The sequence below is a fragment of the Bradyrhizobium sp. Mp19 genome, from assembly GCF_029952935.1.
In the GTDB taxonomy this organism is placed as follows: Bacteria; Pseudomonadota; Alphaproteobacteria; order Rhizobiales; family Xanthobacteraceae; genus Bradyrhizobium; species Bradyrhizobium elkanii.
Genome location: NZ_JASAUT010000066.1, coordinates 1 through 16,616, shown reverse-complemented (window position 1 = coordinate 16,616; position 16,616 = coordinate 1). Strand labels below are relative to the sequence as shown.

At 59.9% G+C, this 16,616-nt stretch carries 15 protein-coding genes and 4 pseudogenes; 12 read left to right on the top strand and 7 right to left on the bottom strand.

Features of this window, described 5'->3' with window-relative positions; translation table 11 throughout:
• Positions 1–2: 2 nt before the first annotated feature.
• Positions 3–2,528, bottom strand: a pseudogene (locus QJT82_RS38930) (excinuclease ABC subunit UvrA).
• Positions 2,529–2,665: 137 nt separating this feature from the next.
• Between QJT82_RS38930 and QJT82_RS38925 the strand changes: the two are divergent.
• Positions 2,666–3,241, top strand: coding sequence for an isochorismatase family cysteine hydrolase (locus QJT82_RS38925; protein ID WP_035632636.1), 576 nt, complete (start codon positions 2,666–2,668; stop codon positions 3,239–3,241).
• A 188-nt stretch (positions 3,242–3,429) separates the two neighbouring features.
• On the top strand, positions 3,430–3,585 hold the full coding sequence (locus tag QJT82_RS38920; RefSeq protein ID WP_240536852.1) for a PQ-loop domain-containing transporter: 156 nt from the start codon (positions 3,430–3,432) through the stop codon (positions 3,583–3,585).
• 106 nt (positions 3,586–3,691) lie between these two features.
• Here the strand turns inward: QJT82_RS38920 and QJT82_RS38915 are convergent, their stop codons facing one another.
• From QJT82_RS38915 to QJT82_RS38905, 3 genes are all read right to left on the bottom strand, one after another.
• Entirely contained in the window at positions 3,692–4,708 is a 1,017-nt protein-coding gene (locus QJT82_RS38915) for an ATP-dependent DNA ligase (protein WP_028343209.1), read from the bottom strand.
• Between the two features lie 631 nt (positions 4,709–5,339).
• Positions 5,340–6,452: an FAD-dependent oxidoreductase gene (locus QJT82_RS38910; RefSeq protein ID WP_080686892.1), complete on the bottom strand. Its 1,113-nt coding sequence runs from the start codon at positions 6,450–6,452 to the stop codon at positions 5,340–5,342.
• A gap of 142 nt (positions 6,453–6,594) precedes the next feature.
• Complete coding sequence (locus QJT82_RS38905) at positions 6,595–8,100, bottom strand: FAD-dependent oxidoreductase (protein WP_028343207.1); 1,506 nt, start codon at positions 8,098–8,100, stop codon at positions 6,595–6,597.
• Positions 8,101–8,266: 166 nt separating this feature from the next.
• On the opposite strand from QJT82_RS38905, the gene QJT82_RS38900 reads away from it, so the two are divergent.
• The 4 genes and pseudogenes from QJT82_RS38900 (at position 8,267) to QJT82_RS38885 (ending at position 11,071) form a co-directional block, all read left to right on the top strand.
• Complete coding sequence (locus QJT82_RS38900; RefSeq protein WP_016841005.1) at positions 8,267–8,782, top strand: ferritin-like domain-containing protein; 516 nt, start codon at positions 8,267–8,269, stop codon at positions 8,780–8,782.
• A gap of 124 nt (positions 8,783–8,906) precedes the next feature.
• On the top strand, positions 8,907–9,368 hold the full coding sequence (locus QJT82_RS38895) for an inorganic diphosphatase (protein ID WP_229158072.1): 462 nt from the start codon (positions 8,907–8,909) through the stop codon (positions 9,366–9,368).
• Between the two features lie 457 nt (positions 9,369–9,825).
• Positions 9,826–10,023, top strand: a pseudogene (locus QJT82_RS38890) (DUF6496 domain-containing protein); the annotation flags it as partial.
• 487 nt (positions 10,024–10,510) lie between these two features.
• Positions 10,511–11,071, top strand: coding sequence for a DUF4142 domain-containing protein (locus QJT82_RS38885; RefSeq protein ID WP_028343205.1), 561 nt, complete (start codon positions 10,511–10,513; stop codon positions 11,069–11,071).
• Here QJT82_RS38885 and QJT82_RS38880 read toward each other — a convergent pair.
• The gene (locus tag QJT82_RS38880; RefSeq protein ID WP_080686891.1) at positions 11,046–11,336 is read right to left on the bottom strand and encodes a hypothetical protein; all 291 of its coding nucleotides are present in this window, start codon (positions 11,334–11,336) and stop codon (positions 11,046–11,048) included. The two genes, QJT82_RS38885 and QJT82_RS38880, sit on opposite strands and share 26 nt — an antisense overlap.
• Positions 11,337–11,713: 377 nt before the next feature.
• Positions 11,714–11,921, bottom strand: a pseudogene (locus QJT82_RS38875) (DUF2269 family protein); the annotation flags it as partial.
• Between QJT82_RS38875 and QJT82_RS38870 the strand changes: the two are divergent.
• The 5 genes and pseudogenes from QJT82_RS38870 (at position 11,914) to QJT82_RS38850 (ending at position 14,352) form a co-directional block, all read left to right on the top strand.
• Positions 11,914–12,138, top strand: a complete 225-nt coding sequence (locus QJT82_RS38870) for a hypothetical protein (protein WP_196238216.1) — start codon at positions 11,914–11,916, stop codon at positions 12,136–12,138. The pseudogene QJT82_RS38875 and the gene QJT82_RS38870 overlap by 8 nt on opposite strands.
• Before the next feature lie 390 nt (positions 12,139–12,528).
• The gene (locus tag QJT82_RS38865; RefSeq protein ID WP_259244559.1) at positions 12,529–12,651 is read left to right on the top strand and encodes a hypothetical protein; all 123 of its coding nucleotides are present in this window, start codon (positions 12,529–12,531) and stop codon (positions 12,649–12,651) included.
• A gap of 92 nt (positions 12,652–12,743) precedes the next feature.
• Positions 12,744–13,708, top strand: a pseudogene (locus QJT82_RS38860) (IS481 family transposase).
• Between the two features lie 224 nt (positions 13,709–13,932).
• The gene (locus QJT82_RS38855) at positions 13,933–14,133 is read left to right on the top strand and encodes a hypothetical protein (protein ID WP_155258693.1); all 201 of its coding nucleotides are present in this window, start codon (positions 13,933–13,935) and stop codon (positions 14,131–14,133) included.
• Positions 14,134–14,172: 39 nt separating this feature from the next.
• Complete coding sequence (locus tag QJT82_RS38850; protein ID WP_080650328.1) at positions 14,173–14,352, top strand: hypothetical protein; 180 nt, start codon at positions 14,173–14,175, stop codon at positions 14,350–14,352.
• Between the two features lie 1,072 nt (positions 14,353–15,424).
• Here QJT82_RS38850 and QJT82_RS38845 read toward each other — a convergent pair.
• Positions 15,425–15,583, bottom strand: coding sequence for a sigma factor-like helix-turn-helix DNA-binding protein (locus QJT82_RS38845; RefSeq protein WP_018270267.1), 159 nt, complete (start codon positions 15,581–15,583; stop codon positions 15,425–15,427).
• Between the two features lie 351 nt (positions 15,584–15,934).
• Here QJT82_RS38845 and QJT82_RS38840 point away from each other — a divergent pair, with 351 nt between their 5' ends.
• Entirely contained in the window at positions 15,935–16,147 is a 213-nt protein-coding gene (locus tag QJT82_RS38840; RefSeq protein ID WP_018270266.1) for a hypothetical protein, read from the top strand.
• The last annotated feature ends 469 nt before the right edge of the window (positions 16,148–16,616 follow it).

Here is a 16,616-nt window from a genome sequence, read left to right as displayed (position 1 = left end):
CGTTAGAGCGCTCGCTTCAAATATTCTGCTGTCCGGCTCCCGGAGGCAGCAACTTGATCCGGTCGTCCGGACGCCACGATGCGACCTCCTTCGTTTCCAGCGCCAGGGCCGACTTCTACGATCCAGTCGCTCTCCGCTGCAACAGACATATCATGCTCGACCAGAACGACGGTGTTGCCAGCCTCGACGAGCCCTTGCAGCTGATTGCCGAGCTTTGTGACATCGGACGGATGCAGTCCCGTCGTCGGCTCGTCGAGAACGTATAATGTGCCGCCACGATGGGCGCGCTGGAGCTCGGTGGCGAGTTTGACGCGTTGCGCCTCTCCTCCTGAAAGTTCGGTGGCCGACTGGCCAAGTCTAATGTAACCGAGCCCGACCTCGCGCAGAACGCCCAAAGAGCGCGAAAGAACGTCATCGTCTTTAAAGAACTCGAAAGCCGCGTCGACGGTCATCGCCAGCACATCGGCGATCGACTTGTCCCGTATCTTGATCTCGAGTTTTCGGGTTATAGCGAGCGCCCCGGCACGTCGGACACGGAGTATAGACGCTCGGAAGGAATAGCAGCTCTACGCATACATAGCCTTCGCCCTCGCAGGTTTCGCAACGGCCCTTGGCCACATTGAACGAAAATCTGCCCGCGTCGTAGCGCCTGGCACGCGCCTGCTTCGTCCCGGCGAAAAGTTTACGCACGTGATCGAGCAAGCCGGTGTAAGTCGCCAAATTGGACCGCGGGGTCCGCCCGATCGGCTTCTGATCGACCACAACGAGACGTTTAACGCGATCCAACCCTTCCGTAATCTTCCCACTCAGCGTACGCACGGTCTCCTGCAGCTCAGCTTCGTCCAGATCGGATTTGCGGCGCTGACCTAGCTTCTCCGCGATCGCCTCGACGAGAAACTGGCTGATGAGAGTGGATTTGCCCGAGCCGGACACGCCGGTCACACATGTAAGGACGCCGAGAGGGAGGTCGGCATCGAGACGGCTCAGGTTATTCCGCGTCACGTTCCGCAGCTTCAGCCAGCTGCTCGGCCGACGGATCTTGCGTGGTGCCCTCGCGGCATCTTCGAACAGATACCTTCGTGTTTGGGACGCTTCGACTTTGGCCAAACCGGCAAGGCGCCCGCTGTAGAGTATCCGACCGCCCTGGTCCCCGGCAGCGGGCCCAACGTCGACGATCCAGTCGGCCTCGCGCACCACATCGAGCTCGTGTTCAACGACAAAGAGCGAATTTCCCGATGCCTTCAGGCGCCCGAGTGCCCGCAAGAGCGCCTCAATGTCTGCCGGGTGCAGGCCAGCGGAGGGCTCGTCCAGTACGTAGACGACCCCGAACAGGTTCGATCGGACCTGCGTCGCGAGCCGGAGACGCTGCAGTTCGCCCGGCGATAACGTCGGCGTGCTGCGCTCTAAGGTGAGATAACCGAGGCCTAGCTCAAGCAGAACTTCGAGACGCCCGACGAGATCCTCGACGATTCTCTGAACGACAAGCGCCTTTTCGGGATGATCGTCGGTACCGTCTTTCTTGCTTCCATCAATGTACGGTTTGATAAGCTCGTCGAGCTTGCCCAACGGCAGGCGAGACATCTCGGCAATGTCCATTCCTGCGAATTTGACCGAAAGCGCTTCCGCTTTTAGCCGCTTTCCATCGCAGACCGGGCAATCATCGCTCGACAGAAACTGCGCTACACGCCGCTTCATCATGATGCTCTGCGTGGTGGCATATGTCTGAAGCACGTACCGGCGGGCGCCGGTGAAGGTGCCCATATAGCTGGGCTCCTCCTTGCGCTTCAGGGCTTTTCGCGTCTCGGCTGGCGTGTATCCCGCATACACCGGTACGGTTGGCTGCTCGTCCGTGAAGAGAATCCAGTCACGATCTTTCTTCGAAAGCTCGCGCCACGGCCTATCGACGTCATACCCCAAGGTGACGAGAATGTCCCGGAGATTCTGGCCCTGCCAAGCCGAAGGCCAAGCCGCAATGGCGCGATCACGGATCGTCAAAGTGTCGTCGGGTACCAGACTTCGTTCGACGACCTGATGAATTCGCCCGATGCCGTGACAGTTCGGACAGGCGCCTTCCGGCGTGTTAGGCGAGAAGGACTCCGCGTAAAGCAAGGCCTGCCCGCGCAGATATGTGCCCGCCCGCGAATACAGTATGCGCAAGAGGTTGGAGAGCGTCGTGACGCCTTCCCACCGACGACCTGGTTGTCGGCGACCCGTGCTGCTGCTGAAGGGCGACGGCTGGCGGCAATCCTTCAACTGCGTCGACGTCGGGCACCTGCATCTGATGGAATAGCCGACGTGCGTAAGGTGATACGGATTCGAGATAACGACGTTGAGCCTCCGCGTATAACGTCCCAAACGCTAAGGAGGACTTGCCGGATCCGGACACGCCTGTGAAGACCACGAGCTCATTTGCGTGGGATGTCGAGCGAAACGTTCCGGAGGTTATGCTCCCGCGCTCCGCGGACGCGGACGAAACCGTCGGCCATCGCGGAAGTCAGTTCTTCACTTCTATCGGCTTTCTCGAACATCGAGAGGTAAAAGCCCGGCTGCATCTCGTGGTTCCCGAGGGCATCCGGTCGAGTCGCCCGGGGCGCGTTAACGAAGGAACCATGAAGGAACACCCTTGTTGCGTCCGATACGGCAAAGTCCTTGAGACGACCGAAGGATGGCCAAGAGAGATGTGCTACGGCTGGGGCCATCCGGCGCCAACACGATTCACATCTGCGTCGACATGCAACGGATGTTCGCAGAGGACACCGAATGGAGGACGCCGTGGTTCGATCGGGTGATTCCTAGTATCGTCGCCATCACGGCAAGGCATCCCGAGCGGGCGACTTTTACCCGCTTCATCCCAGCCCGGTCCTCAGGCCAAGGTGCGGGGATGTGGCGACGGTACTACGAGCGACGGAGCTCGATGACAATCGATCGTCTTGGCCCAGATATAGTCGATCTCGTTCCGGAGCTCGCCTACTTCGTTCCCCCGGCCACGATTTACGACAAGCACGTTTACTCTCCGTGGACCGGATCCGACCTGCATCTTCGCCGGCGCGAGAAGCTGGTCGGTACGATCGTCGTTACGGGAGGCGAGACGGAGGTTTGCGTGCTCGCTACCGCGCTCGGCGCGATCGATTGGGCTTTTCGCGTCGTCCTGGTGACCGACGCGTTCTGCAGTTCCGCGGACGAGACTCACGACGCCATGATGGCGGTCTACTTGAACCGGTTCGGCGAGCAGGTCGAGTGACGACGGAAACGCTGATGGCCAGTGGCTCGCGTGACGATCGCAGGACGTTAGGAACGGTTCTTATTCCTCACCGTTTGCCGTGCGGCATTCATTGACAGGGGATACGACGCGAATGCTGGCCGGCAGTCCGAGCAACCGGCTCGCTCCGAGGATCTGCACCGTCGGCAGGCGAGGAGTGGCCATAGAGTGTGATAGGTAAATTCGCATCCTCTATTGGCGGCATCGCGGCCTTTCTCGCATCGCTGTCTTACATCCCTCAGTTGAGGAAGGCTTGGCCGCGTGGATCGACGGGCGACCTCTCGCTTGGGATGCTCGCAGCCCTCACCCTTGGGCCTACGTTGTAGGTCGTCTACGACCTGCTGCGCCAAGACTGGGTTGTCGTTGGCGCGAACGCGATCGGGGCGTGTTGGCCTGCGAGATCCGGGACATGCGATAGACCCCAAGTATCCGTCAGGCTGGCTCGATCGCCCTCATGAGGTCCCGCGCGATCTTTTGCTTCATCTGTTCCATGGTGCACTGGTCCGCCTTCTTGTCGGACCTCCATCTAAGGATGGTCGTACCGTGCCGAAAGCGGCCACCGGTGAAGTGATCGTAGGACACTTCGACAACGTATTTCGGCTTCACCGCCTGCCATTCGGACGATCGTCTCGTCGACCATCGGCTTGGTCCGCCTGGCGCGTTGCCAGTGAAGCTTTTGGTCGCCGCAATCATCTCGAGTCTTTCGGTCAGCGCCGGTTTGTCCTTTGCCTTGATGGCTGACGAAAAGCCGACGTGGTGCAGGAGGCCGTCTGCATCGTAAAGCCCCAGCAGCAATGAGGCGACAGCTTTGCGGCCGGCCTGCAGCTTCTCGCCGTAGCGAAAGCCTCCAATGACGCAATCAGCGCTGCGATATCGCTTGATCTTCTGCATGCCCTCGCGCTTCCCGGTCTGGTACGGAAGATCGAGCCGCTTGGCGACCACGCCGTCACTTCCGCCGCCTGCCGATTGCAGCCACCGCTCGGCATCCCCGAACTTCGTGCTGGCCGGCGATAGCCGAAATAGCGGCGCGCGCGAAAAATTGCGGCCAGCAAGCTTTTCCAACTGAGGTCGCCGTCGGGACAACGGTTGGTCGGCCAACTTTTTGTCGCCCAGCTCCAGCAGATCGAAAGCGAGAAACAGGGCCGGCGTGTCCCGGGACAGCTTCTGAACGCGGCTAGCGGCCGGATGGATGCGCTGCAGGAGGTCATCGAACGAAAATTGCCCGCCAACCTCGACGACGAGCTCGCCGTCAAGCACAAACCTCCGTTCGCGCAAATCGCGGGCTGCGGCGACGATCTCCGGGAAGTATCGGGCAAGATTCTGGCCGGACTTCGAGCGCATGGACACCGCGTCCCGGTCCCGCGCCAGCAGGCAACGAAATCCGTCCCATTTGGGTTCATATTGCCACTCCTTTCCGACTGGAATGGCATCGACAGAACGTGCCTCCATCGCCTCCATACGGACGCCACGCGGCGGCATTTCGACCTCCTGCTCGATGATTGGTCGCGGGAATACCATCGTGCGATCACCGCCGCTTTGGTGGTCAGGAGCCGCGCCAGGACGTCACCCGTGACTTTCAAATGCGCTTCGACAAGCGCGCGTGGAAGCCATTGGTTCAGCAGCGAACGACCATTTCAGATTGGGCATTGAGCCGTGATCGGTTTCCGGCGGGCGGATGGTGAAGGGCTCCTGAACTTCCCGTGCAGGCTTGCGAGAGCCCGAGATGTGGCCCCTTTGCCGTCTCGTTTAGGCTCCGGCGGATCTTGAGCCATGACCATCCTTGATCGATCGTTGTCGGTCCTTTCAGAATGGCCTCGGGTCCCCTTCGTTGCTAAAGCACCGGGTACGGCCACAGCGTTCGCAGTAGGAACGGTTCCGCCGCCGGTCTATTGCCCAGATTGAAGGAGCAGGGAATGGCGGATCAGGTGCGGCGCGGAGCGATGAAGCGCAATCACAGCACGAAAGCTGGAAGAAGGGCAGCCGCCGGGCCAGGCGCTCGCGTTTCTGCGTGATGTGGTGCGAGAGGCTCCGCTGCCCTCGCTGCTCGTCGCCTTCATGCTGGGCAGCCTGATCGCGCGTCTTAGCCGGGAATATCGCGATCAATCGCAAGATCATCGAACAGGGGCGAAGAACCTCCGGCAAACATCGCCGCCATAAGTTCCACCGCGAGGAAGCTGAAGGTAATGCCGTTGCCGCCATAGCCAAAGGCGGCGAAGATATTCTTGGAGCCGGGCACCCTGCCGATCAACGGCAATCCGTCATGTGTGGTATCGAAGGCGCCCGACCAGCCGAACGCCACATCTTCCGATGCATGCGGCCAAAGCGCCTTCAGATAATCTTTGAGCGCCCTCACCTTGGCAGGCGTGGCACGAGCGTGAGGCTCGATGAGCGCACGGTCATCTTCGCCACCAAGGATGATGCGGCCATCAGTGGTGGTCCGCGCATAGTGATAGTTCCGGCTCGCTTCCCAGATGAGCGCCTGTTCGGGCCACAGATGGCCTGGCTGCCGCCGGCTCGCGATGGCCCAGCTGGAAGCTGGCTGCTGCGCCGTGGGCCGCACAATATCCGGCATCACATAGCCGGTCGCGAGCACAACCTGGCGCGCCTCGATCGAAAGTCCGTTCTCAAGGCCGACGGTGACGCTCTGGGCCGTGCTGTCATAGGCAACCGCGTTGGCCTTGAGAAGGCGGGCACCGCGTTGCAGGGAGATATCAAGCAGGCCATGTGTGAGCAGCACAGGATCGGCATCGGCCGCGTCCCTTGACAAAAGGGCGCCCGCCCGCGCGATGCCGAAGCGCTTCAGCAGCGCGGCGTGATCGAGATAGAGGGACGGCAGATCGGCGCGGCCCCTCAGCGCACATTCATCCTGAACAAGGTTCGGACTGTCATCGACGACGAGATAGAGCGAGAGACGCCGTCGCATCTGGCAGGCAATTCCATGCTGCCAAACCAGGGACGGCAGGCCCTGCGCGGCATGGTGGCTGGCCCGATAGCAGCGCACCGCCTTCTCGAAACCATAGAGCTGCGCAAGTTCGAACAGCGGCCGGTCGATTTCCCAGAGCAGCATGGCGGTGCTGGCCACCGTGCTGCCGAGACTGGGAAGCTCGCGATCGATGATGACCACCTGGCGGCCTTGCCGTGTCAGGCGCTCGGCCATCAGCGCACCGGTGATGCCGGCACCGACGATCAGCACCTTGCACCGAAAGCTGTCAACGATCGGCTCAATTGGCAGCGGCCGTAGGACGGCCCACGGTGTGCGCGGGCTACGCAGATCGCCCTGCTCGATGTCCTCGTCCTTGAAGATGGAACGCTCCCTAAGCCTTGACCGGATCTCGCTAGACCTTTACCGGGCGCAAAGCCGACACGGCCGGAGCATTGATCGGCCGTCCGTTGGGCGCAAAGATCGAACCGTGGCACGGACAATCCCAGCAGCTCTCGAAGCTGTTCCAGTGCAGATGACAGCCAATATGCGTGCAACTGGCCGAATGAAGATGCAGTTCGCCAGCCTTGTCCTTGTAGGCTGCGATCTTTTCGAGTCCCCGCCGCAGAATGGCGCCCTCACCGGGCTGAAGCTCTTCGAGCGAAGCGATTTCACCCGGCGCCACATATTCCGCGAGGTTTTGCAGGATCGTCATGTTCTCGCGCAGGAAATTCCGCGCCGCAGCGAGCGGCTTGCGATCCGGCGCATAGACGGACTTCCACGGATGATCTTCGCCCAGAATGAGGGCTGTGTTCAGCATCGCGCCCATCACACCATGGGTCAGACCCTGGCCTGAATCGCCCATCGCAAGGTAAATGCGCTCGCTGCCGGGCTCGCGGCCGATGAAGCCGGCATAGTCGATCGTGTCGAGAACCTGACCCGACCAGCGATGGGTTATGCGGTCCAAAGCCGGGATCAATTCACGCGCCCAGTTCTCCAGCCGAGCAAAGCGCTGGTCGGCATCGTTGGCCTCACCGCTTTTATGGTCTTCGCCGCCGACCAGCACGAAATCATCCTCCTCGGGGCCCGTTTGCAGCCGCACATAATGGTAGGGATCTTCGGTGTCCCAATAGAGCGCGTCGGGCAGTTCGCCCCGCGCGATGGCAAAGGCGAGCACGTAAGTGCGGTAAGGAGAAACCTTGGTATGCAGTTGAAAGCGGTCGGCGATTGATGCGTTGGTCGCGATGACAGCATGCACGGCCGTGATCTGCCCCTGTGAGGTTCGCAGCGTGACGCCGCCGTCATGTTCGGCGACTTCCTCGACCGGGCTGTTGGCAAAGAAACGGACGCTGCCGCTTGCGCAAGCGGCGGCAAGTCCGGCGAGATATTTGAGGGGATGGAATTTTGCCTGGCGCGGATAGCGCAAGACGTGCCGGCTCTCGCAGCCCTTGAGCGGCACGCCGACCAACCGGTGCACCGGTGCGCCGACCTCGCGCACCGCTTCCAGCTCCTCATCGAATATGTCGGCCGGCATGCCATTGCCTTGAAAAAGGTAACCGTCAAGACGGAGAAAGTCGCAGGCAATTTTCTCGCTTGTCTGGATTTCCTCGATGCGATCCACGGCGGCGGCCTGACTTTCGTAGAACAGCTTGGCGACCTCGGCGCGGCGCAGCTTCCTGAATTCGCTCATCAAATCATCGCAAAGCGGCGCAAGATGCGCCGAGGTGCGCGCCGTCATGCCGCTTGCGATACCCTTGCGGTCGATGACGATGACCGAGCGGCCGCGCTTCATCAATTCGTACGCCGTCGACAGTCCGGCGATGCCCGAACCAACCACGGCGACATCGCATTGCACATCGCCTTTGAGGGCACCCGCCTCCGGCAGGATTTCGGTCTCCATCCAGAGCGAGGTGCTGACCATGTTGAACTCCACCCAAAGAGGCAAAACGCGGCCTGTTTGCGCGAGTTCCTGCGGACGCACGAGACGCCCCACCATCATAATCTTCCCGGCCGGCTGTGGCGTTCACGCCCAGGAACCAGCACGGCGAGCATGCGTTCCCCCCGCTTTAGGAGCGAGGAGCGGCGTCATGGGACTATTCACCAAAGACATCAAGACGATGGATGATCTGCTGCTGCATGGCTTGCAGGACATCTATTATGCCGAGGAGCAGATCACCAAGGCCCTGCCGAAGATGATCGACAAAGCCACCAACCGGGATCTGGCCACGGGCCTCAAGAACCATCTCGAGGAGACCAACAAGCAGATCGAGCGTCTCGAAAAGGTGTTCGAGAAACTCGGCCAATCGCCAAGCGGCACGCAATGCCCAGCCATCGACGGGATCATCAAGGAAGCCGACGAGACGGCCGGCGAGATCGAGGACAAGACGGTGCTGGATGCGGCGCTCGTCGCCAACGCGCAGGCCGTCGAGCACTACGAGATATGCCGCTACGGCACCTTGATCGCCTGGGCGGAGGAGCTCGGCCACGACGATATCGTGCGCTTCCTTACCACGAACCTAAACGAAGAGAAGGCCGCGAACGCCAAGCTCAATACGGTTGCGTTGCGCAAGGGTGTCAACAAGAAGGCCTCCACCTCCGCCTGATTCCCGGCGGGGCTCGGCGGATCGATTTCCGTCGGGCCCGCTGCTCCTTTCGAGGCCCGAGTCGTCCGCCATGACCAATCTGACAAAACTGCCGAGTTGGGCCGACGATAAGAACATCTTCGCCGTGGTCGAGACGCCGCGCGGCAGTTCATGCAAGCTCGATTTCGATCCGAAGCTTGGCGTTTTTGCCTTGGCGAAGCCACTGATGGCCGGCCTGACCTATCCCTATGACTGGGGGTTCATTCCCTCGACCAAGGCCGAGGATGGCGATCCGCTGGATGTGCTGATCTTGCATGACGCGCAGACCTATCCGGGCGTCGTGCTGCGCTGCCGTCCCATCGGCATTCTCGAAGTCGAACAGAAGAAAAAGGGCGAGACGGAGCGCAACGATCGGGTGTTTGCGGTGCCTGATAGATCACCGCTCGAAACTGATCTCAAGGATATCCGCGATCTTCCCACCCATGCACGCGATGACCTCGAACAGTTCTTTCGAGCAACGAATGCGCTGGAGAACAAGGAGCTGAAGTTTCTCGGCTGGCATGGTCCCAGCCGTGCGGCCAAGACCATCAAACGGCTGGCCCGCTGAATCGGGCTCGAAATAGGAGGTGAACCCTTGGGAGGAACCATCGTGTGGCTACCCTGATCCCTTGGTTGATGCAGCAACAATTTCCGGGACTATTTGCCGTTCAAGCTGACGGGCTGTCGCCTCCGCCGACCATCCAATCCTCGATACCTTCTTCATCTTCCTCGGTGCTAAGCCGCCAACCGCGTCGGCCGGCTTGGTCGGATGGCTGGTGCTTGAGCCGAATTCTGGTGCGGCGCATCGATCGAGGTTCTCCAACCTATCAAGCGTGAAACATCTGGCAGCGTTCCTATGAGGACACCGCATTCCGTATATCCACTAACGGATGCTCGGACTGGTGCGTCGGAACTTGCCAGCGCCATCTAGATTGTCGATGCGGTGGATGGGAAAGCCGACAGCGCGGAAGTCATGCTTCTGGCAGTTCAACTAGCAGTGTCTTTTAGTGGAAAGAGAAGAACCCATGGCAAAAAAAGCCAAGAAGAAGCATCGCTACTCGAAGAGCTCGGGCTCGGACGTCAAGAGCGAGATGCGACGGTACAAGAAGGGGACGGCCAAAAGTGGCCGTGGCGGAAAGGGCGGCAAGGTAAAAAGCAAGAAGCAGGCGATCGCGATCGGACTTTCCAAGGCCCGCAAAAAAGGCAAGAAAGTCCCCAAGAAAAAGAAGTAATGGAGCCGATGTACAGGTCACTGCGTAGTGACGCGTATACCTCCGCCACGTTTACCGGCACTCGGCTTAAAACTTCAGGGCAGTGCGTAGGCCAACCACCACCTCGCCTTTGACGATAGCTTGGCCAAGAACGGGGCGGGAATCAGCGAAAAGCGCAAATGCGGCGGCTACTGCGTCCAGTTCCACCTCAACCGCAAGGAGGTCTACACCCGCAACAGGCTCGTTTGGTCACGGGATCGTTCCACCGCCCGAGCGGTCGAAGATGCCGCAAGACCGGTTACTTGAGGCCGCTGCTATCTGGCGGGTCTCCTGTTGCGGCCGGTCGCCACTACGACGTCTTGATCGCCTGGATGGAAAGCTCAGCCACACGATATCGTTCGATCCCTCGCCGCCAAATTCGACGAGCAGACGGCGACTAAGCTCAACTAACGCCTCGCAAGGGCGTCAATTGCAAGACCGCAAACTGATGGAGATACACATGAGACGCACTATAATAGCAATCGCGTGCATTTTGCTGGCGACACCGGTCATGGCGCAATCCGTCAGCGAAAAGACCGGGGTCAATTCCGTGCTCGGGGTCAGCCCCTCGACGGTGGATTTTGTCAAGCAGGTCGCGATATCGGACATGTTTGAAATCGAGTCTAACAAGCTCGCACAGCAGAAGGGAAATGCAGCGGAGAAGACTTTCGCTTCCCAGATGGTAACGGACCACACCAAAACCAGCACCGAGCTGAAGGGACTTGTCACCAGTGGCAAGGTGAAAGCCGAATTGCCCAGCGCTCTCGATTCATCGCACCAAAGCAAGCTCGACAAGCTGAAGGGTGCCAACGGTAACGACTTCAGCTCGGAGTTCAATTCGATGCAGGTCAGCGCTCATAAGGATGCCGTCGACCTGTTCGAGCGCTATGCCAAGGGCGGCGATAACGCGGATCTGAAGAATTGGGCCGGCAAAACCCTGCCGGCGCTTAAGCATCATCTTGAGATGGCGCAGGATCTCGACAAGAAGCCCGCGCCTACGGTCGGCGAGGGCAAGAAATAGCGGAAGGACGGAGCCGTTGCGAGGCGGCTCCTTTCCCCTTTTGCTGCCGCTGGCGGTTGGCCGCCCGGTCTGGGATTCGGCAATGCACCCAGATTCCGTCGACCCGGCAGAAATCGCAGCCGACGTTTTCGAGTTCCAGGCAGCGGTCAATCGCGGTCATGACGCTTTGGTAGTAAGGCGCACATTCCTCGCCGCGCGCGCCCACGAGCACCTTGGAATAGTCGTCCAGCGCTGTGGCGAGATGCGCGGTCGTGCGCGCCGTCATGCCGGTGTCGATCCAGCACGATCACGGAGCGCCCACGGCTTACAAGCTCTACGCCACCGGCAGCCCGGCAATGCCAGAACCGACCACGACCACGTCCGCCCGGTCGGATCCCGACAGGCTAGCAACTTCGACCACCGGGACATTCATCCAGAGCGATTGCGTATATTCATCTCGCACGCAGAGTTCTTGGCCAATAACGGAGGCGCGCCTGAGCAACAGGCGCTTTTGAAGATGATTGGCGGCCTAACAGGTATCCCCTCCTATCCGCTCGACCATCCCGGAGGCCTGCGCGCTCCCCGGCAACTACTGCAAGCTGGCATGCCACCGCGAGCGGAGCATCCTGGCGGCACTGCCATCACGCTTCAAAACACCTCAAGTTAAGGTTTAGCTATCATCAGCCAGAGTATAGCGGCCACCGCCATGAACACTGGAATGCCGAAGGCAAACCACAGCCAGCAGATTCGGTGAGACGAGAGATACAGCACCATCGACCACGATCCATCCTTCCCAGAAGGAGTAACCGACGTGCAGCACAAGCAGCGAGCCTGTGACGGGCTGTGCAACGACAGCGGTGGCTGTGAAGATAACCAAAGCGAATTTCCAGGCCTGGCGCGATCATCGCGATTGGATCGCGCGCAAGCAGGCCATGTGGGACCGCGGCGAAAAGCTGCCTTCTCAACTGCCGTCGTCGCTGATGCGCTGTCCCTGCGGCGCGACGTTTGATAGCCACCGTCCCGCCGAAAGCCAGATTCACACCCCTCACATCTATGCTGCACAAAGGCGGGATGGAATTCGACGATGAAGATGAAGGAAGACCGGCGCTGGGCGGACCCGGAGAAAGGCTGCCCGCCGGATCATGGAGCACGCCCGCGCCTTTGAACCGATCCAGGACGACCGGATCTACATTGAGACGATCAACTATCCGATGATCTACCAGGACAAAGGCGACGCCGGCCGAGTACTGGGCCGGCTTGCAGTACGCCAAGGAGCGGGACGTTCGTGAGGATGCTGCAGCCGGGCAAAGACCTGTTCGCCTGAGTTCGGTTGTGCTGCTGCGCAAGTAGGCTGAGAGGTTCCTTGCAACCTCTAGCTATCCGGAGCATTGTCTAAACATCACCGGCCAAGGCTCTGCCCGTAGGCGCCGGTGGCTGAGAGACCGATCGCGCTCCCGCCTGCAGGCTTAAGGAGCGCCATGCTTGAACAGCCCCATTTCGATCCCTATTCGATCCCGGCGCGTGTCTGTTTCGCTATCGCGATTTTCGGCGGTTCCTTGCTTATTGCAGTGCTGTTGCTGACCGCTCTCATTGCGCACTAGGGCCGCGCCTCAAATGTACGTGCGCGGCCTAGGTGTCTGGTCCCGGAGTGTGGGGGAATCAGCCAAACTGGTCCTTCATTCCGGGAGGACCTATGGGCCAGATACTCCATGGCAGCGCCACGACCACGCACGCGATCCGAGCGGCAATACAGCGATCGAAGGCTCCGCTCAAAGAGCTAGCCGCCCAGCACGGGCTCAACCAAAAGACGGTCGCCAAGTGGCGTAAGCGCACCTTTGTCCACGATGCGCCGATGGGGCCAAAGACCGTGCGCTCGACCGTGCTTTCTGCCGAGGAAGAGGCGATGGTCTTCGCCTTCCGCAAGCACACGCTCCTGCCTTTGGATGACTGTCTCTATGCGCTGTAGGCGACGATCCCGCATCTCACGCGCTCGTCCTTGCACCGCTGCCTGCAACGTCACGGGATCAGCCGCTTACCCGAGATCGCCGGCGACAAGCCCGCCAGGCAACCCTTCAAGCGCTACGCCATTGGCTACTTCCACATCGATATCGCTGAGGTCCGCACCGAGGAAGGCAAACTCTATCTCTTCGTGGCGGTGGACCGGACCGCCAAATACGCCTTCGCCCGGCTGGTGAAGAAGGCCACGGGTGCAGCAGCCAGGGCCTTCCTCGAAGAACTGGTGGCGGCCGTCCCTTTCCGGATCCACACTGTACTGACCGACAACGGTATCCAGTTCGCCGACCTGCCTAAGAATCGTGATGGCGCCACTGCAAGCTGGCGCGGCCATCCCTTCGACCGGGCCTGCCTGGGACACCGCATCGAGCATCGCCTGACCAAGCCCAATCATCCTTGGACTAACGGTCAGGTCGAGAGAATGAACCGCACGCTCAAGGAGGCAACCGTCCGGCGATACCACTACGAGACCCACGGCAATTGGAAGATCACCTCGCTGCCTTCCTTGATGCTTACAACTTCGCCAGACGCCTTAAGACCCTGCGTGGTCTCACACCCTATGAAGCTATCTGCAAAGCATGGGCCGACGAACCAAACCGCTTCAGGATCGATCCCATCCACTTGACCTCGGGACTGAACACCTAGTCTTATACCGCTTGGCCGCGCTGTGCGCTTAAGTAAGCGGACCAACTGAGGTAAGGCCGCCTACAAACGCGCGGCATTTGTCGTTTCGACCCAAGCATTAAGTTCAATATTGAACCGTTACGTCCTGAGGTAGTTTACCCTCATCACCGGCCGAGGCTCTGCCCGTAGGCGTCGGTGGCTGAGAGACCGATAGCGCTCCCGCCTGCACAACAGGGAGCGCGGCTATGGCCGAACAGCGCAACTATCGTCCTGACCAAAGGTGGTTTGAAAAGCTCGCCGGTCAGGCACGCGAGCTAATCGAGCACTCGCTCAAACTCCTCAATGATCCAGTGCCGGATACGTTTGCGGGCCGAAAATCCCATGAGCCCTTTCCCCAAGAGGAAAGCAGATACGGGATCAACGATAGAAAATCGGACGTATCCTAAGACAGGGCCGGAACTTAGGCGCTGTAGTACAGCTTGCCGATGATCGATCCACTGTTCGCGCGCTCCCAGCTTGCTATCGCCGAAAGTCAAGCGTTGCGCATACAACGAAAAACGCTCGCCGATCAGCGGGACGCGCAGCTGGCAGATCTGCGGAAATCCATCCAGGACAGCGCCAGCGCGCGCGCAGAAATCAAGGCACATCGAGAAAATGGGGAGTAAGGCCGCTTCAGTTGTCGACCTTGCTCCTCTAAAGAGACGGCCCCAGCGAGGGGACTGGCTAGGGCCACTACTGATGCCCAGATGCAGTCGGGGGGCAGTGGCGGCATCTGAGCGTCCGATAAACAAGACTCGGCCACGTTCGTTCCTACGCCGTATAGAAAAGGCCCCAGCACCTTGGGTACCGCGAAAGCTGAACTTTCGTGACGATGCTGCAGCCAAGCAAAGACCTCTTCGCAGAGACAGCGGGGATCCTGCTTGCGAGGTCTAGAAACTTGTAGAATCATTCTGAGGCCAAATCCCGACGCGGGACTGGCAAGTGGCCCCGACATCGGCCTCCGCAGGCCCCCAAGGTTGTCGGGGCCACTCCTATTTCGGACGGCCTGTCTTATGCGCGCAAAGAGGCCCCAGCGAGGGATACAAGCTGGGGCCAAGGAAACCACTCAAACCAAGCGGTCGCGAAACGCCGCGGTTGCAACTTTGTTCCCGAACGGTCCCAGCGAGTAATCGCTTCCGCCGTTCTTCGGCTTTAGGGGGTGGTTCGTTTGTTCCAACGCTCGGCCGCCTGCCTAACGGTCGGCGCATTGGGACCGAAAGCTGAACATTCCTTGCAGACTACAAATTTTGGGTCAATGTCGCTGTGGATCCAAACTTCCGAACCGCCGCAGAAGGGACAGGGCCGCAGCGGTTGTACAGAAATGGGGAATCCGCGCAGCGGATCGATAGCAGGGCTGTCGCTAGTCTTCCTGGGCATTTTAACACGAGCGTTTAGGATGATAGTTCTGGGCCGATGTCGACGACCTCGACGAAATGATGACCGACGTCGCTATTGAAGCCGATGAAGTCCCACTTCACGCCGTCGCCTTGGCAAGTAGCGCAACGCGCCGGCTGCCACTCGGGATGCTTCGTGCTTGAGCGCACAAGGACCCAATAGAAGCCACCTGGAGTCAAATGCGTGACGTCCGTCATCGAATCATTTGCAGCAGCGCAGTGAGGCGCGCGCCGATGCGAGTTGCCATGATTACCTGCACGCCAAAACCCACAGTTGGCCGCCTGGTTCCCGTTTCACGTTGCCCTATTTATTCCCGGCGGCACGCTTCCTTAGCATGGCTAGACGTAGGTTTACGGCCGACTCCGAACGCCCGAGCTTCTGACCAATCTCGCGCTGCGTCAGATCGGTTTCTCGCGCCAACTGCAATAACCTCAGCTCGTCCTCGTGCGACCATACCGGCATGGCTTCTCCGAATCATTTCCTCATCAGATGCCAAAGATGATTGCAGATTCGATTTTGGCCGTCTGTCCAATTTTATGCTCGTATCTCCGATGATCCTGGTCCTCGTTGATAGGAACGGGCTTGGCACCGAGTCGGCTCACCGCCCAGCTTGTTCAGGCGCCCCCCGACTGCCAGAGGAAAAACCCGTATCGCTCGGGTTGGCGGCCCCCTGGTTGGGGCCGTTTTCAGTTCGCCGCGGAAGCCAGGTGGTGCTTGTCTAAAGTTGATCGTCACGATTCACATAGTTCAATGCCGACGCTCCATCCTTCGAGCTAATCGACGAAGCTCGTATTTCGCAGATGGTGGTTGCAGATGGAATTTATTGGACGCCCGATGCGGGGACGTTTCCTCGTTCGGCAGGGTGGCAACGGCTGGATGGTCTACGATAGCGAACTCAAAGGGCCGGCTCAGATAGAAAAGAACGGCGCGTTCGCCGAGAAGCTGACAAAAGAGCAGGCTGAGATTTTGGCGAAGCTGTTTACAACTCGCGAAAACCGTCCCCTGACAAAAAAGGCCCCAGCTTAGACTGCTGAGGCCGGCAAGTAGTCCCACGTGGCTACTCAACGTCGTTGGACTGCTGCTTGTTCCCCGAAGCGAAACGGCCCCAGCGAGGTGCCGGCCGGGACCGCTCCAAACTGATCGAGAATATGCCCCGGGTCTTCGGGAGCAAGAGCCGGGGTCCTGAAGGCGCTGGCGAAGTCTTGCGGCGTTACGAGGCAGGCCGCGAAAAAGCTGGCGCGCAAGCTGCACGGCAGGCTGTCCGGTCGCTGCCTTGCGAAGCGCCTTTATGGCGAGCGCAGCATGGTCGGCGGCTTCGTCGTTTCCGGCCTTTTTAATGGGCTCCAGCGTAGGTAGTCTCACTTGATTTCTGGAGGGCTTGGTTTCGGCAAACCATATTTCGCCGCACGCATCTCTGCCGGTATGCCGAGGCTTGCTTTAACAGCTCTGCCTTGAACGCTCCATTCTGCTCAGTGACCGCTAACTTCTCGAACTC

Bases quoted from the DNA above. Each gene is read 5' to 3' on its own strand.
- QJT82_RS38840 (WP_018270266.1), top strand. From the start codon at position 15,935: ATGGAATTTATTGGACGCCCGATGCGGGGACGTTTCCTCGTTCGGCAG.
- QJT82_RS38880 (WP_080686891.1), bottom strand. From the start codon at position 11,336: ATGACGGCGCGCACGACCGCGCATCTCGCCACAGCGCTGGACGACTAT.
- QJT82_RS38900 (WP_016841005.1), top strand. From the start codon at position 8,267: ATGGGACTATTCACCAAAGACATCAAGACGATGGATGATCTGCTGCTG.
- QJT82_RS38925 (WP_035632636.1), top strand. From the start codon at position 2,666: ATGGCCAAGAGAGATGTGCTACGGCTGGGGCCATCCGGCGCCAACACG.
- QJT82_RS38850 (WP_080650328.1), top strand. From the start codon at position 14,173: ATGATCGATCCACTGTTCGCGCGCTCCCAGCTTGCTATCGCCGAAAGT.
- QJT82_RS38885 (WP_028343205.1), top strand. From the start codon at position 10,511: ATGAGACGCACTATAATAGCAATCGCGTGCATTTTGCTGGCGACACCG.
- QJT82_RS38845 (WP_018270267.1), bottom strand. From the start codon at position 15,583: ATGCCGGTATGGTCGCACGAGGACGAGCTGAGGTTATTGCAGTTGGCG.
- QJT82_RS38915 (WP_028343209.1), bottom strand. From the start codon at position 4,708: ATGGAGGCACGTTCTGTCGATGCCATTCCAGTCGGAAAGGAGTGGCAA.
- QJT82_RS38865 (WP_259244559.1), top strand. From the start codon at position 12,529: ATGCTTGAACAGCCCCATTTCGATCCCTATTCGATCCCGGCGCGTGTC.
- QJT82_RS38905 (WP_028343207.1), bottom strand. From the start codon at position 8,100: ATGGTCAGCACCTCGCTCTGGATGGAGACCGAAATCCTGCCGGAGGCG.
- QJT82_RS38855 (WP_155258693.1), top strand. From the start codon at position 13,933: ATGGCCGAACAGCGCAACTATCGTCCTGACCAAAGGTGGTTTGAAAAG.